12 protein-coding genes and 1 pseudogene are annotated in these 15,799 nt (G+C 56.0%); 3 read left to right on the top strand and 10 right to left on the bottom strand.

Annotated elements, in window-relative coordinates:
* The 8 genes and pseudogenes from CH74_RS13700 to rpoE form a co-directional block, all read right to left on the bottom strand.
* Positions 1-642: GTP-binding protein (locus CH74_RS13700; protein ID WP_048308103.1), on the bottom strand; the 642-nt coding region annotated here is incomplete at its 3' end.
* 106 nt (positions 643-748) lie between these two features.
* Entirely contained in the window at positions 749-2,236 is a 1,488-nt protein-coding gene (locus CH74_RS13695; RefSeq protein WP_048308102.1) for a chemotaxis protein CheW, read from the bottom strand.
* Positions 2,237-2,264: 28 nt separating this feature from the next.
* Positions 2,265-4,397, bottom strand: a complete 2,133-nt coding sequence (locus CH74_RS13690) for a PAS domain-containing methyl-accepting chemotaxis protein (protein WP_082140434.1) — start codon at positions 4,395-4,397, stop codon at positions 2,265-2,267.
* A gap of 455 nt (positions 4,398-4,852) precedes the next feature.
* A complete protein-coding gene (locus CH74_RS13685; protein WP_048308101.1) occupies positions 4,853-6,277 on the bottom strand; it encodes a DegQ family serine endoprotease in 1,425 nt (474 codons plus the stop codon).
* 151 nt (positions 6,278-6,428) lie between these two features.
* The gene (locus CH74_RS13680) at positions 6,429-6,887 is read right to left on the bottom strand and encodes a SoxR reducing system RseC family protein (protein WP_048308100.1); all 459 of its coding nucleotides are present in this window, start codon (positions 6,885-6,887) and stop codon (positions 6,429-6,431) included.
* Complete coding sequence (locus CH74_RS13675) at positions 6,884-7,840, bottom strand: MucB/RseB C-terminal domain-containing protein (RefSeq protein ID WP_301280862.1); 957 nt, start codon at positions 7,838-7,840, stop codon at positions 6,884-6,886. The genes CH74_RS13680 and CH74_RS13675 overlap by 4 nt, the downstream gene beginning before the upstream one ends.
* Before the next feature lie 35 nt (positions 7,841-7,875).
* Positions 7,876-8,616 carry a sigma-E factor negative regulatory protein gene (locus CH74_RS13670; protein ID WP_048308098.1) on the bottom strand — a complete coding sequence of 247 codons (741 nt, stop codon included), beginning with the start codon at positions 8,614-8,616 and terminating at the stop codon, positions 7,876-7,878.
* A gap of 186 nt (positions 8,617-8,802) precedes the next feature.
* Positions 8,803-9,407: pseudogene (rpoE, locus tag CH74_RS13665) on the bottom strand (RNA polymerase sigma factor RpoE).
* Between the two features lie 284 nt (positions 9,408-9,691).
* Between rpoE and CH74_RS13660 the strand changes: the two are divergent.
* Complete coding sequence (locus tag CH74_RS13660) at positions 9,692-10,771, top strand: 3-deoxy-7-phosphoheptulonate synthase (protein WP_048308097.1); 1,080 nt, start codon at positions 9,692-9,694, stop codon at positions 10,769-10,771.
* Positions 10,772-11,019: 248 nt separating this feature from the next.
* On the opposite strand, the gene dinG is transcribed toward CH74_RS13660, so the two are convergent.
* Positions 11,020-13,158 carry an ATP-dependent DNA helicase DinG gene (gene dinG / locus CH74_RS13655; RefSeq protein WP_048308096.1) on the bottom strand — a complete coding sequence of 713 codons (2,139 nt, stop codon included), beginning with the start codon at positions 13,156-13,158 and terminating at the stop codon, positions 11,020-11,022.
* Positions 13,159-13,161: 3 nt separating this feature from the next.
* Positions 13,162-14,436, bottom strand: a complete 1,275-nt coding sequence (gene rhlB, locus CH74_RS13650; RefSeq protein WP_048308095.1) for an ATP-dependent RNA helicase RhlB — start codon at positions 14,434-14,436, stop codon at positions 13,162-13,164.
* Positions 14,437-14,615: 179 nt separating this feature from the next.
* Here rhlB and CH74_RS13645 point away from each other — a divergent pair, with 179 nt between their 5' ends.
* Both CH74_RS13645 and xthA read left to right on the top strand, forming a co-directional pair.
* Positions 14,616-14,879, top strand: coding sequence for a hypothetical protein (locus CH74_RS13645; RefSeq protein ID WP_048308094.1), 264 nt, complete (start codon positions 14,616-14,618; stop codon positions 14,877-14,879).
* A complete protein-coding gene (gene xthA, locus CH74_RS13640) occupies positions 14,879-15,700 on the top strand; it encodes an exodeoxyribonuclease III (RefSeq protein ID WP_048308093.1) in 822 nt (273 codons plus the stop codon). Before CH74_RS13645 ends, xthA begins: the two co-directional genes overlap by 1 nt.
* The last annotated feature ends 99 nt before the right edge of the window (positions 15,701-15,799 follow it).

Genomic DNA, 15,799 nt, shown 5'->3' with positions numbered 1-15,799 from the left:
CCCCAGATAGTTATCGAACCAGGAATCGACGATCAACGCCTGCAGCGGCGCCTCGGCGCTTCCCTTGGGATGGGGAATATCGCGCACCAGGCGCTCCAATAAGGCTTCCATGCCTATGCCGGTCTTGGCGGATACCTGACAGGCATCCACCGCGTCCAGGCCGATGATCTCCTCGATTTCCTGAGCGACGCGATCCGGGTCGGCCTGGGGCAGGTCGATCTTGTTGAGCACCGGCAGCACCTCGAGATTCTGGCCGATGGCGGTATAGCAGTTGGCGACGGACTGAGCTTCGACACCTTGGGCGGCATCCACCACCAAAAGCGCCCCTTCGCAGGCATATAACGACCGGGATACTTCATAGGAAAAATCCACGTGGCCCGGGGTATCGATGAAGTTGAGCTGGTAAAGCTCGCCATTGTCGGCACGATAATCCAGGGTCACCGACTGTGCCTTGATGGTAATACCGCGCTCACGCTCGATATCCATCGAATCGAGCACTTGCTCCTTGAGTTCTCGCTCGGTCAGGCCGCCACATAGCTGAATGATGCGATCCGCCAGGGTCGATTTGCCGTGATCGATATGCGCGATGATCGAGAAGTTACGGATATGCTTGATTCGATCGGAGCTCGCCGTGTCTGCCATTGACTCTCTTTCCGCCCTGATAATTGCGCCTTTTATGAAGCAAAAGGCGCCAAAAATGTTGGGCTATTGTACCGGCAAGGCGAGGTCAAGGACAGTAATGCCCAGACTAGGCTGACGCCGTAGGCGATATTTCCTTGTCAGTCTGGACCAGCAGACGAGCCAGGGTTTGCAGACAGAGAACGGAATGAATCTGTTGCTTCGCTCCTTCGCCCACGGCGATCATCCGTTTCGCCTGCTCGATCGGCGGGGCGTCGGGATTCACGTCGCCACGCCAGCGCAAGATAAAGCTATTCACCGGTGCATCCATGTATTCAATTCTTGTGACCTGATCCACCATGAAACCGACCAGCCCCTGACCGCTGTCCGCCACCAGCACATGCTCTGCAGGAGCATCTGCGTTCTTGCCCAACAGTATCCGCAGATCCACCAGAGACACCGTCTGCTCCCGGTGGCGCATGGCGGCGGAAAAGGGTCCGTCTTCTTTCAGCGGCAGCAGGTTTTCCGGCAAGGGTAGAACCGCATCCAACTGCTCGAGCAGCTCGACATAGCGTCCGCCACTTTCAAAATGCACGAAGGCAAAGCGCTGCCACTCCTGCTGATTACGCCGATCGCTGACCTCGTCACCCAGGCGGGCATGAATCTGCGCTAGCGCACCAAGCGCTTCTCCGGTGAACAGCTGACGATGATCGAGGCACAAGGCATCGTCTTGTTCAGGCCGACTCAATACTCCGATAACATGATCGGCGGCCTGGTCAGCGCCGGGTAACGGGTGAAGATCGCTGTCATCGAAGGCACCAATGGTGTTGATGTGCGTGACCGCCAAACCGATACGCCCGCTGTCGGTATTGAGCACGACCACATGACTAGGCGACGACGTCAACGGCGGGTAGCCAATCAGCATCCCTGGATCGAATATCGGGATACGCATGTCACGCAGCGCCACGTTGCCCAGATATGCCTCGACGGTCACTACCGGCCTTTCAATCGCGCCGCAGGCAGTGATCTCGCTGACTACGGCGGTGTCGATGGCAAGGGTTGCCTCTTCGATATCGACGAGCAGATAGCGATGCGAGCGACGTCCGTGTTGCTGTGCGTCGTTCTCCAGAGCCGTGGACGATGACGACGTTTGGTCGACGTCCTCGAAAGCCAGCACCATGCCTTCCAATGAGAAAAGGACGTCGATATCCAGCAGGTAGATCGGCTGTCCTGAAACGGGATGGGTTACCAGCCAAGGGGTGAGCTCACTGGCCGCCCCGGCTTCCTTGCCCAAAGCGCTCATCTGGCTTTGTTCGACGGTGATCATGTCGTAGGCGCGATCGATGAGCAGTCCAAAGCGCCCACCGCGATAGTTTACGATGGCGATGTGCTTCTCCACCGATTCTGCCGCCCCGCTGGGACCAAGCTGTAAAAGCCCGCCCAGGTCCACACAGGGGACGAGCGAATTCCGCAGCCTGAAGGTTCCCAAGGACCAGGCCGGCGCCAAGGGTCGCGGCACCAAAGGCGTGTCGGGTTTCACTACTTCCAGCAGATGGCATGCGTCCAGGGCGACGATGCTTTCACCGAGGCCCAGGATGCCCAATGTGCGTTGACTCATGCGACATTCATCCTATTCAAGAAACGACTCAGGTGGACTTCGAAAGCCCTTCCGATGAATTCTTACGCGTCGCTCTGGACAGTTCCTGAATCAACTTCTCGACGTGGGCAGCGGTATCCAGCTGAGACGAGGCGGTGACATCGATCTGCTCGACCGCGGAAGTCGTCTGCTCGACCCCTTCGGTAATGCGCGAGAAGGCTTCCTGGGCACGCCGGGAAACCTCGTTGCCATTGTCGATACACTTCAGCGACTCCCCCAGCAAGCGATTGATCTGACGCGTGGCATCGCCGGATTTCTCGGCCAGCTTGCGCACCTCGTCCGCCACGACGGAGAATCCAAGGCCATGCTCGCCCGCTCGCGCCGCTTCGATGGCGGCATTGAAGGCCAGCAGATTGGTCTGTGCGGCGATTTCACCGATCGTCTTGACGATTTCATCGATGTCCTCGGAGGATTTCTGAATCGCCGCCATGGCCTCGCTCGAATCCTGCAGTGCCCGATTGCCCCGATCGGCTTCGCTTCGTGTCCCTTGGGCTAACTCTCGAGTGACCCGGGTATGCTCGGCAATGCCATTGATCGCCTTGTTGAGCTCCAGAATCGAAGCATTCATTGCTTCCGACTGCTGCTGGATGCTCGTTTCCAGCTCGACCTGAGCCGTGATGTCGGTGGCGAACTTCACGATCTTGTAGGGCTCGCCGTTGGCGTTGAAAATCGGATTGTAGGTGGCCTGAATCCATACCTGCCGCCCGTGCTTGCCCAGTCGCATGAAACGCCCGTTGAAGAACTCGCCGCGATTCAGTGCCTGCCAGAAATCGCGATACTCCGCACTGACGACGTACGCCTGCTCACAGAACATACGATGATGCTGACCGAGAATCTCGTCGGCATGGTAGCCCACGGTGTCGAGAAAATTGCGATTGGCCGTCAGGATATTGCCTTTCAGATCGAATTCGATGACCGCCTGGGCACGATCCATGGCATTGACCTTGCCCTCGAACTCGGCGTTACTGCGTTTGCTTTCCGTCACGTCCGTGGCGAACTTGACTATCTTGGTGAGCTTGCCTGCGACATCGAAAATCGGATTGTAGGTGGCCTGCAACCATATCTCGCGCTTGTCGCTACCCAGACGCTTGAATTCCCCTGCGACGAATTCTCCACGGCGCAGCTTCGCCCAGAAGCCCTTGTACTCTTCGCTCTTGACATGTTTTGGTTCGCAGAAAAGCTTGTGGTGCTGGCCTTGGATATCCTTCAGCGCATAGCCTGTCGTTGCCAGAAACTGCTGGTTGGCGGTCAGCACGTGCCCTTCCATGTCGAACTCAATCACCGCTTGAGCGCGGTCGATGGCATTGACCTTGCCCTCGAATTCAGCGTTGAGCCGCTTTTGCTCGGTGATGTCGTTGGCAAACTTGATGACTTTATAGGCGCGTCCGGATGGGTCCAGGATAGGATTGTAGGTCGCCTGCAGCCAGATGACATGCCCTCTGCGATGCTGTCGCTGAAATTCTCCACTAATGAACTCACCCCGCCCCAGCTGTTCCCAAAACTCTTGATAGGCTTCGCTTCGGGCATAGCGTTCATCGCAGAAAATACGGTGGTGTTGACCGATGACCGCATCTCGGGAATAGCCAACCGTCTTGAGAAAATTATCATTGGCGGCGGTTACAATGCCGTTGAGATCGAACTCGATGACGGCCTGAGAGCGCCCAATCGCGTCGATCTGGCTTTCGAACTCCGCATTCTTGTGCTTTTGCTCGGTGATGTTGGACGCGAACTTGACTACTTTGTAGGGCTGCCCCTTTCCATCGAAAATCGGATTGTAGGTGGCGTTCAGCCAAATTTCATTTTGGTTCTTGTCAATACGCTTGAACTCACCGCTGGCAAATTCGCCGCGCTTTAGTGCCTGCCAGAACTTGCGATACTCCTCGCTCTTGGCATAGCCATCGTCGCAGAAGATGCGATGATGCTGTCCGCGAATCTCGTCGAGGCTATAGCCCACCGCATCCAGAAAATTCTGGTTGGCGTCAAGAATATGGCCATCGGTATTGAATTCGATGATGGCCTGGGAGCGATGAATGGCTCGCCATAGCGAGGCCGACTGATCACTGCTTACATTGAGTTCTTCTTGGGGGTCTTTGACTGAGCTTGCATGCGCGTTCTGTGTCATGAAAGAAATTCCAATCCGTGTAAGTCGATTGCGGTCAGGGATGTCAATAGGTTTTTATTGTTACTGGCATATAGTTTTGGGCCAGCAGTGACCGGTAGTGGTAGAGCTGATATCGACTTCGGCGAGAAATACTTTAATCAGGCAAACATGTTTTATGTTCGATTTAAGAAAACGTTAGCAAAATAATGTATTTTTGCAAGGAATTGAAATTATAGAGTTTTTTAAAATATAATTTCTTTTTTATACAACACTGCAATTTAAGTATAAGTTTTAAAAGAACAGAAATTTCTTCATATCCTTATCCATAAGACAAGAGCGCGGTTGTACAAGTTGTGTATATTTTAAAAATGCCCATGGTAACGCTAGAAACACCTCATGCATGAGCGACCATTTGCTAAAGCGATAAAAAACGGGGCACAGGGCCCCGTTTTTCTGACACACGAATTACCGCACCATCACTTCTCGCCCAGTCGCAGGGCCACGAATAGCGATCGACCATCACGATAGAGTCGTAGCGGCACCGCACGATTGCCCTCGATACTGCTCACCACCTCGCTCAACCGCTTGCCGGAATCAATATCCTGCTGATCCAGCGAAACGATGACGTCACCAGGACGCACCCCTGCGCTGGCGGCAACGCTATCTGGAGCGACTTGCTCGACTCTCACGCCGGATGAAAGATCAAGGCTCTCAAGCTGTTCCTCACTGAGGGATGCAACCGTTACCCCCAAGCGTGTTCGTGGGTCGCTCTTGCCACCGGAAGCGGCCATGGGCATTTCTTCTTCCGGCCATTCCCCTACCGTCACGGTCTTGGTGATGCGCTCGCCGTCACGCAGTATCTCGAGCTTGGCGTCGCTGTCTGGATCGATGCGGCCCACCAGGCGCGGCAGCGTAGCGGAGCGTTCAACCGTTTCACCATTAACGGACAAGACGATATCACCCGCTTTGAGCCCCGCCTTGGCTGCCGGTGCATCCGGTGCGACATCGGCGATCAAAGCGCCCTCAGGGCCATCCATTCCGAAGGATTCCGCCAGATCTTTCGATACCGGTTGAATGACCACCCCGAGCCAGCCACGACTGACGCGCCCGTCGTCACGCAGTTGATCGGCAATATCCATGGCCACGTTGATCGGTATGGCGAAGGACAACCCCATGAAACCACCGCTGCGGGTGAATATCTGGGAGTTGATACCAATGACTTGTCCTTCCAGATTGAACAACGGCCCGCCGGAATTGCCTGGATTGATGGCAACGTCGGTCTGAATGAAAGGCACGTAGGCATCGCTAGGAAGCGTCCGATTGATGGCACTGACGATACCCGCAGTCACGGAATGATCGAAACCAAAAGGCGAGCCGATCGCCGCAACCCACTCCCCGACCTCGAGCTTTTCTGAATCCCCTAGATTGAGGGTAGGCAGGTCTTTACCGTCGATCTTGAGCAGCGCAATGTCCGTCTTGGCATCAGCGCCAATCAATTCCGCATCGAGTTCACGGCGATCGTTCAAGCGCACCACGATCGAGTCGGCCCCATCGACCACGTGAGCATTGGTCAATACATAGCCATCTTTGCTGATGACGAACCCTGATCCCAGAGACTGCAGTTCCTGGGCGCTTCCAGGGCCGCGCTGGCCATGCCCTGGTGGCATCTGATCTTCGAAGAAGCGGCGAAAGAACTCTGGAATGTCCTGGCCATGGGAGCCGCCGAAAGGCATGCTGCGCTGCTCGACTTCCCGGGTACTGGAAATATTGACGACACCGGGTGCCGCTTGTTTGACCAGTTCGGTGAAATCGGGCAATTCACGCGCTTGCGCGGTTTGCATGAAGAATGCTGTGACCATCAGCATTAGCCACAATGATAAGTGTCTTGGGATGCGTTGCATCAAGTACTCCTGGTTACCTGCCATATGCCAAAAGAATTCTTGTTTCGGAAGTCGCGGCTGTTGAATTGATCGCGCTTTCGCTCGGAAACATTGGATATCGCTGCAGTCCGAGAGTTCAGTGACCTTGCAAAACTATTCGGCAGCGATGTCATTACACCGATTCAACTGCCAGCAGTATAGGTTGGTATTGACGCTGATGCCGCAGCAACCGGTGACGACTGATTGAACAGCCGGCAAGCAGACCACCGGCAAATGCGAACGGCACCGCGACATGTCCCGACGAAATCATCGTCTCGGCCAGCCCACCCGCCAAGACCGCGCCAAGTAGCGGCAAACCATAAACAATCAGAGTACCCGACAGGAAGCTTTTCACTGACAATCCCAAACACACGCGATCGCCGACCTGCAGCAATGCATTCGTATGAAGTGCCAGTCTCGAAGGGTGACGTCGTGCCAATAGCCCAGTGCCGCAACTTGATTTCGTGCAGCTGCCGCAGCCGCTCCGAGCCTGGGCCTCGACCCAGGCGCCACCTTCAAACAGCTCTACGACGATCCCCCTTTCTTCAAGCCAGGGCGCTGCCGGTTTTCTCGTCGTTTCTTGCTTGCTCATGGCGCGAGTTCTTGTTGAGCCCGCTCAGCACTTCCATGAAACTCCATCCGGGAAGCAATTCGATAAAGCACTTTCGGAGGCAGCTCTCCTAATACGACAACCTGCAGGATGCGATCGTCATCAAGGCGCAAATGACGAACCGCCGCGTAGGAAATGCCTAGACGATGAATACCGGGCATCAGTGCCTCATGCTTGTTTTCGATCGGTTGAACGAAAAGACTGAAACTGGATAAGCCATCGCTGTAGAGCCTGTGGCTCATGGTCTTTCCGGAAAATCCAGCGGCCGGCGGCAACGGTATGGAAACATAGCCTGCTGGAAGCCAGCTTGGCTGCCAGGGGCCTGAGGATATGTCGGGTAGCGGCTCAAGGGGAACCAGTTGAGAATAGAGGGTTGGCTCGATCAGCTCGGTCATTTGAAATGTTTCGAGAACTTGCCCTTCGACGTCGACGAGGTTTTGCTTGAGTGGCAAACCGGTCGCTAGATCGAGCCAGAGTCGATGGCCATAACGCAGTTTGTCTCGAGGCTCGATATCCAGGCGCATGCTGGGCCGTCCAGCTACTCGCTCTTCGTCACCCAGGGTCAGGCGGTAATGATGATCGATTTTTTGCAACGCAGTCGCGGGGGAGTCATTCGCCGAGCGGCGCATCAGTATGCCGTTTCGTCCTAGCCGCCCATAGCGTTCGTAAATAACGGCGGGGCCATCAAGATAGTGAGTCACTTCACGTATGACACCATCGTGAATCTCATGGGCCAGTGCCAACGTACGCACCCCACCAGGACTTATGCGTATGGCTTGAGCACGAAACACATAGCATTGACTTGCCATCATGCTGCGCTCAAGCCAGTCAAGCGGCGATGCCAGTTTTGTATCGTCGGCTAGCTGACGGCAATCGAAGCTGCTTTCGGACGCTGCAATGACCGCGCCTGACAAACTTGATATACAGATCGCCACGATTGCGTACAGAGCCGCTTTTGGCGGCGAAAACATCAGCGGATACTCGAGCTTTCCTGGGAAGAAGCGCGTAACAACGGTATCCAGGCCTCACCGGAGCGATGCGCAGCGCCTTCGGCGTGGCGTTCCAGATAATGCTGCAGCAATTGCGCTTGTTCTTTCTCGGTACGCAATGAGGCCGGAGCATGCGGGGCCATGAACATCGGTTCATCAACATCGAATCCTATTTCCCTAAGGCCATTGCCATAGGCAACCGAAGGGCGAAACGAAGGCAAGGTCGTGACATCGAGTGAGGACGAGAAACGACTGTTGGATATAGAAGCTGGTTGCACACTCGAGCCAAACTCGGAGCTGGCATCGACAACCCCATTATTATCGTTGCCGCTGACGACATCTGATGAAGTACTAGTACTGCTGTTACCGTTATAGAACTGCGCGCCCAGGATCACCATGAGAGAAACGGTGGCGGCAACTGCGGCACTGCCAGCAAAGGAAAGACTGCCACTTTGAGGCGCTGTCTTGTCCATCGAGACATCGTTTGAAGAAACCTCAGGGACAGGTTCGTTTTCGAGACTGGCAAGCACGCGTTGGGAGATGTCTGTAGATACATCAATGGAGTGATCTCGTTGCATCAGGCTTCGCACGAGATGATAACGTCGCCAAGCTTGGCTATCGTCCGCTCGATCTGTGAGTGATTTTAGAACGCGACGCAGTTCCAGCTCATCGCCTTCATTGTCCATCAAAACGGACAGCGATTCGCGACAGTTGTCCTTCATTTCAACACCCCCACATCAAATAAGACGCACAGTCGAGCCTGGTGCAGCTCGTTATTTTCACTTGACTCATTGATGATTCGCACACGATGCCGTGCGGAATCCCCCCTTGCACCCATTAGGTGCGAACACTCCCTATGACGTCGCTTTACGCGGACAGTTCAGTGTTTTTTATAAAATTTTGCGGCCTCACTCATGCACGACTCCTTCGCTGTCACCGCGAGACAGTAGCGGCTGAATATGCTTGTCGACGGCTTCTCTGGCACGGAAAATACGCGAGCGCACGGTCCTACCGGGCACTGCATGATATTGGCAATATCTTCATAAGAAAGTCCGTCGAGTTCGCGCAGCGTGATGGCGGTACGCAGATCTTCAGGAAGAGCCTCTATCGCTGCAAAGATGGCGGCTTCCAATTGATCCCGAGCGATGGAAGCCTCCGGGGTTTCCGAATCCGCCAGACGTCCGCTGTGATCGACGATCTCCGCATCGTTTATATCCAGATCGCTGCCTGGAGGACGACGCCCCTTAGAGACAAGATGGTTCTTCGCGGTATTGATGGCAATACGATACATCCAGGTATAGAAAGCGCTTTCCGCACGAAACTTGCCCAATGCCCGATAGGCCTTGATGAAGGCTTCCTGAGCGACGTCCTGCACTTCCGCGTGGTCATGCACGTAGCGTCCGATCAATCCTAGAATCTTGTGTTGATACTTTTTTACCAACAAGTCGAAAGCGCGTGTGTCCCCCTTCTGAGCCCGCAATACGAGTTGTTGATCGGTTTCCCTATTGCCCATTCACTTCCTCCCCGTACGGGCAGGACGGTTCGGGTTCAGGACAGCCTTGGGACAGACAATGTACGCGCTGGCGCTACTTGGGGTCATGTTGGCGGTCCGCGGTCTGAAAATGAAAGAACGACTATACACAAGCATTCCTGTTTTCCCGATACCCGATCAAAAGCAATGACGTTTGAAGCCCTCGACTGATAACGAGGAACCCACTTGAATCATTGATTTTTCCACGGACGACAAGCGATAGTAGACAACATTATCCCTTAGTGCGAATCGTTACAGGTATCTGAATGTCCGATCAACAGGTTAACAATCTCAATGTCCTTGCCCAGGATGTCCTCATAACACCGGAAGACTTGAAAAAAGCAGTGCCGCTTACCGAGACTGCGGAGAAAACAGTCATCGAAGGCCGGCATACTATACAGCGCATTCTCGATGGACAAGATTCCCGACTGCTGATGGTCGTTGGTCCCTGCTCGATCCACGACATCGTGGCCGCCCGGGACTATGCCAAGCGCCTGAAACGACTGGCCGAGGAAGTCAGCGATAGCCTATATATCGTGATGCGCGTCTATTTTGAAAAACCCCGCACCACTGTCGGCTGGAAAGGATTGATCAACGACCCGCATCTCAACGACTCCTTTGAAATCGAGGAAGGACTGCATATCGCTCGCAGCCTGCTGGTGGAACTCAGTGAGATGGGGCTACCCCTTGCTACCGAGGCGCTTGATCCGATTTCTCCACAATACATTCAAGATTGCATCAGCTGGTCCGCAGTAGGCGCACGCACCACGGAATCCCAGACTCATCGGGAAATGGCCTCTGGCCTCTCTTGTCCGGTCGGCTTCAAGAACGGTACCGACGGCAGCCTGGACGTTGCCATCAACGCCCTGCAATCCGTGGCACATCCGCATAATTTCCTGGGGATCGACCAAACCGGGCAGGTAGCGATCATTCGCACCCGCGGCAATGCCTATGGCCACGTGGTGCTGCGTGGGGGTAACGGCAAGCCCAACTACGATAGCGTCAGCGTGACCCTGGCAGAACAGGAGCTGAACAAAGGCGGCGTCAAGAGCAACATCATGATCGACTGCTCCCATGCCAACTCCAACAAGGACCCCGCGCTGCAGCCGTTGGTGATGGAAAATGTCACCAACCAGATCCTTGATGGCAACCGCTCGATCATGGGGCTGATGGTCGAGTCTCATTTGGGCTGGGGAAACCAGAAAATGCCCGAAGATCGCAGTCAGCTGCAGTACGGCGTATCGATCACCGATGCCTGCATCGATTGGGATACCACGGTGAAAAGCTTTCACGACATGGCGGAGAAACTGCGCCCGGTGCTTGAAAATCGACACGCCGCCGCTTGAATAGACTGTTTCTACTGATAATTACTTAAAGCCGGGGGCAGGTCGAAACGAAGGTCTTTTGCCATGGCCGGAAAAAGCTCCTTGCGATTCCGGCATTTCCGCCATCCATGGCGGTCAGATAGCAAAGTAGCGCCCAAGGATGGGTTCACAGCGCCTTCGTGGAGGCCTGGGATCGGGTGAGTTCTACAGCAAACGGGCCTGTCGATGACAGGCCCGTTTGCATTCGATCAGTGATTGCCAGGGTAACGTCAGGCTTGCGGTTGACCGTCGATTTCACGCCGGAATGGCGGCAGGGAATCGAGCAGCGCTCGTCCGTAACGCCGGGTCAGCACCCGCCGATCGAGTAGCGTGATGCGACCCTGATCGGACTCCTTGCGAATCAACCGACCACAGGCCTGGACCAGCTTGATCGAGGCATCCGGTACCGAGATGCGCATGAAGGGATTGCCGCCACGGCTCTCGATCCACTCGGCAAGCGTCGCCCCCACCGGATCATCCGGCACGGCAAAAGGCAGTCGGGTGACCACCACATGAGTCAGATAATCACCGGGCAGATCGATCCCTTCGGCAAAACTTGCAAGACCAAAGATGACGCTGCTCTCTCCCGCATCGATACGCTTGCGATGACGATCGATCAGCTCGCGCTTGGGTAATCGGTCCTGAGCCAATACCCGCTCTTGCTGAGCCCGAGGCAGCGCCTTTTCCACCGCTCTCAGCTGAGCCCGAGAGGAAAACAGCACCAATGCCGCCTCCTTGTCGCCAAGTGCTGTGACGAATTCGACGATGGCACGTTCATGACCCTCACGATCGCTGGGATCCACCGCCTCATAAGGCACGCTGAGCACCGCCTTGGAATAATCGAAGGGGCTCGGCAGACACTGGTATCGATAGCGATTGGCAAGCCCCGCTCGCTCTTGCAGCCGCTCGAAGCGCCCTAGTGCCGTGAGTGTCGCCGAGGTGATCACCGCGCCATAGCAGCTGCCCCACAGATAGCGCGCCAAGGTTTCCGCCGCGGATACAGGGCTCGCCGAAAAGGTCAGCTCCGCATCACCGCCCTGTTGATCGAAGGTCAGCCAGCGGGCCTGGGGCGGTTCGCCTTGAGCATCGTCCGCGGCCATGGCCTGCCATAAAGCGTTGGCCTCCAAGGCGCGGCCCTGAAGCAAGGCGACCAAAGGCAACCAAGGTTCCGCCTGCTCCCTGGATAGTCCAGTCGCTTTGTCCGGGTCGAGGCTTTCCCGCAGGATATCCGCCATGCTTTCGAGATTTCGTGACAGTTCGGCAAATGGCACGACCAGTGCCGCCGCCATCTCGCGCAAGGGCTGTGGCGCACGCCCCATGGCGAAGCGATGATGACGTGTATCGTCACCTGCCCCATTGGGTAACTCCGCTAGCTGATGACCGAGTGAATAGGCCTCGCCAAGACGTGGTTCGATGGCGGCAATCAGGTCAGGGAAGCCCGCCAACAGACGAGCCAGGGTCGCTTGGGAACCTAAGGCCGTATTGAGCTCGGTGAGTGATTTCTTGAGGGTACGCAGCCAGCGCAGCGCCGCATTGACGCCGAAACGGTGATAGAAGTGCTCCAGCGCCTTGTCCGGCAGATGGTGCCCTTCATCGAAGATATAGATGCAGTCCTTGGGTGACGGCAGCACCAGGCCACCGCCGAGGGAAAGATCCGCCAGCACCAGATCGTGATTGGTAACGATGATATCGGCCTGGTCGAGATGACGCCGAGCACGGAAGAACGCACAGGCGCCAAAATGACCGCAGCGCCGGTTGGTACATTGGCGGTGATCCGTAGTCAGTTGTCGCCAGCTGCTGTCGTCGATCGAGACCGGCCAGCTATCCCGATCGCCTTCCCAGCGTCCATTACCATAGGCCTCGGCCATTTCCTGAATCAGCTCATGAAAATCATCCCCATCCCGGGATTCCAGCGCCTGCTCGAACAGGGACAGCGTTGGATTGCTCTCGACGCCATCCAGTGCCTGATCGAGTTTGGCCACGCATAAATAGCGTCCACGCCCTTTGGCCAAGGCGTAGTCGAAATGCAGACCGCTGTGCTGCTTGAGAGACGGCAGATCCTGGTGCAGCACCTGCTCTTGCAGCGCAACCGTGGCGGTGGAGACGACAAGTCGCTTGCCTCGAGCCTTGGCTACCGGCAGAGCGGCGAGCAGATAGGCTAGAGTCTTGCCAGTGCCGGTGCCGGCCTCCAGCACACAGACATGCTCGTTGGAAACCCGTCGACCGGTCTCATCCGCCTCGATGCCGGATAGCGTGCGCGCGATCTCGGCAATCATCAGCCGCTGGCCGTAGCGCGGGGTAAGATCGAGCCCTTCGAGTACCTGACGGTAAGCGCCCTGAATCTCCTCTTTCAACGCCTCATCGAGCATGCTTTAGAGCAGTCCTTCCGGCGGATGCTCGCAGGGCAGCTTGTCGTTGATGAATGCCTCGATCTCGGGTAAAGAGAAGGCATCTTCCTCACCGACAAAACTGATCGATACGCCTTTGGCACCGGCCCGGCCGGTACGGCCAATACGATGCACGTAGTCTTCCGGATCTTCCGGCAAGGTGTAGTTGATCACGTGGCTGACGTCGTCGATATGGATACCGCGACCGGCCACGTCCGTTGCCACCAGCACCGTCAGCTCCCCTTCCCGGAAACGCTCGAGCGTCTTGATACGCTGATTCTGAGGCACATCGCCGGACAGCATGGCCACATCGACACCTGCCTTGCGCAATACCGTATCAAGCTTGCGTACCAGATCCCGACGATTGCCGAACACCATGACCCGATCGAAGCTTTCCTGCTTGAGCAGATTGACCAGCAGACGCTGCTTGTCATCGTCGCTGACCATATAGACGCGCTGATCGATGTCCGCCGCGTTCTCGACGGTCACCTCGATTTCGACGTAGGCGGGTTTGTGAGTCCACTGGCTTGCCAGGTTGAGAATGTCCTGGGTGAAGGTCGCGGAAAACAGGAACGTCTGCCGCTCCTCGGTCTTGGGCGTATAGCGGATGATGCGCTTGACATCTGGGATGAATCCCATCGACAGCATGCGATCTGCTTCGTCCAACACCAGCACCTCGACCTCGCCTAGATCCACATCACGCTTCTGATGAAAATCGAGCAGACGCCCGGGGGTGGCAACCAGAATATCCACTTGCTTGCCGAGATTGTCGCGCTGCTTCTGATAATCCATGCCCCCTACGACGCTAGCAACATTCAGCGAGGTAAAGCGGGCCAGCGCCTTGGCATCTTTTTCGATTTGCAATGCAAGCTCCCGAGTCGGCGCGATGATCAAGGCGCGGGGCGCACCTGTTTTCTGTCCATCGGGCGCCTCCTCTTCGAGAAAGTAAGCCAGCATCGAAATCAGGAAAGCAGCAGTTTTACCAGTACCGGTTTGAGCCTTGCCCACCACGTCGCCACCGAGCAGTGTTTGGCTCAAGGCCTCGGCCTGGATCGGCGTGCAGTATTCAAAGCCCAAGGCGTGAATGGCATGCATCAATGGTAAGGGCAGATCGAAGTCGTGGAAGCGCCATTTGCCTGCTACCTGCGGCACCTGGAAATGACGCAGATCCCAGCTTGACTGAGACTTGCGCGGCTTGCGACGCCGGCGCTTGGGGCGACGGTTCTGGGCTGGTGTAGAGGCCTTTTCCAACTCACTCATAGGCGTGGGGTAATGTTCCGTTGTTGAATGAAGTTCAAGCAAATTTCGTGGTCATTGTAACAGCCATTGGCGGCTTGGGCGCGTTTGCCGATATTCAGGCAATATCCTAAGTAGGATGACGATCGGCAGGTTGTCGAAGGACTGTTAGAATCGACCGTACTAAATTCAGGATCATAATCATGACGCGCAGAAAAAAGACCCGCTCACTGGCTGACAAGGTGAGCATCCGTACCGGCAAGCGCAAGGATTATCGTAAATGGCGCCGGGAAAACCCGGACGAAATTACACCTTCCAGGCGCTATGTCGAGAAGAAGCGTCAGCAACGCAAAGCCCAGGCGGCGCGCAAACTCGAACGTGAGCGTAGCGCTCCCATCCTCGACCTGCATGTCACCGAACCGGTCGCAAAGTCAGGTCAGGAAGACGATAACAGCAAGGAATCATGATGCGACTGGTCTCATTCAACATCAACGGCCTTCGTGCACGCCTGCATCAGCTTGAGGCACTGATCGAGACTCACGCACCGGACGTCATCGGCCTACAGGAAACCAAGGTACACGACGACGAGTTTCCTCTGGAAGCGGTGCAGTCTTTTGGCTATCACGTCTATTATCACGGCCAGAAAGGGCATTACGGGGTTGCCCTGCTCTGCCGGCAGGAACCCCAGGCGGTTTTCTACGGCTTTCCAGATGACGCCGAAGATGCCCAGAAGCGTATGATCGGTGCGCGCCTGTCTTGTACCGACGGGGAGCCCCTGACCGTATGGAACGGCTATTTTCCTCAAGGCGAGAATATCGATCACCCCATCAAGTTTCCTTACAAGCAGCGTTTCTACGCCCAGCTTGCACGGCTTCTTGAAGAAGATCACACGCCACAACAGCGCATTGCGATCATGGGTGACTTCAATATCTCACCGGAAGATATCGATATTGGTATCGGAGAGCCCAATCGCAAACGCTGGCTGCGCGAGGGCAAGACCAGCTTCCAACCTATCGAACGGGAATGGCTGGGGCGCATAAAGGGCTGGGGCATGCAGGATTGCTATCGCCTCTGTCATCCTGAGAGCAACGATCGTTTCAGCTGGTTCGACTATCGTTCCAAGGCCTTCGAGCGCGACCCCAAGCGCGGCCTGCGCATCGACTATATTCTTGTCAGCCCACCATTGACCGACAAGATAAGCGGCGCCGGCGTCGACTACGAACTGCGCGCCATGCAGAAGCCCTCGGATCATGCACCGGTGTGGGCCGATCTGAAGCTGACTCAATAGCTGGTCCACTGGTTTTGGTAGGAGCCCGATTCACCGGGCAATGGGGGGATACTCCATCGCTCGCTGAAGCGAGCTCCTACAAGGACGCAAAAAACCGGC

This window comes from Halomonas sp. PR-M31 (genome assembly GCF_001039575.1).
Taxonomy (GTDB): Bacteria; Pseudomonadota; Gammaproteobacteria; order Pseudomonadales; family Halomonadaceae; genus Modicisalibacter.
Note: the sequence above shows the minus strand (reverse complement) of the source record. Positions and strands in the feature narration are given on the sequence as shown.

What these genes read in the sequence shown, in the direction of transcription:
- CH74_RS13695 (WP_048308102.1), bottom strand. Translation starts at nt 2,236, where the DNA reads ATGAGTCAACGCACATTGGGCATCCTGGGCCTCGGTGAAAGCATCGTC.
- CH74_RS13690 (WP_082140434.1), bottom strand. Translation starts at nt 4,397, where the DNA reads ATGACACAGAACGCGCATGCAAGCTCAGTCAAAGACCCCCAAGAAGAA.
- CH74_RS13685 (WP_048308101.1), bottom strand. Translation starts at nt 6,277, where the DNA reads ATGCAACGCATCCCAAGACACTTATCATTGTGGCTAATGCTGATGGTC.
- CH74_RS13680 (WP_048308100.1), bottom strand. Translation starts at nt 6,887, where the DNA reads ATGAGCAAGCAAGAAACGACGAGAAAACCGGCAGCGCCCTGGCTTGAA.
- CH74_RS13670 (WP_048308098.1), bottom strand. Translation starts at nt 8,616, where the DNA reads ATGAAGGACAACTGTCGCGAATCGCTGTCCGTTTTGATGGACAATGAA.
- CH74_RS13660 (WP_048308097.1), top strand. Translation starts at nt 9,692, where the DNA reads ATGTCCGATCAACAGGTTAACAATCTCAATGTCCTTGCCCAGGATGTC.
- dinG (WP_048308096.1), bottom strand. Translation starts at nt 13,158, where the DNA reads ATGCTCGATGAGGCGTTGAAAGAGGAGATTCAGGGCGCTTACCGTCAG.
- rhlB (WP_048308095.1), bottom strand. Translation starts at nt 14,436, where the DNA reads ATGAGTGAGTTGGAAAAGGCCTCTACACCAGCCCAGAACCGTCGCCCC.
- CH74_RS13645 (WP_048308094.1), top strand. Translation starts at nt 14,616, where the DNA reads ATGACGCGCAGAAAAAAGACCCGCTCACTGGCTGACAAGGTGAGCATC.
- xthA (WP_048308093.1), top strand. Translation starts at nt 14,879, where the DNA reads ATGCGACTGGTCTCATTCAACATCAACGGCCTTCGTGCACGCCTGCAT.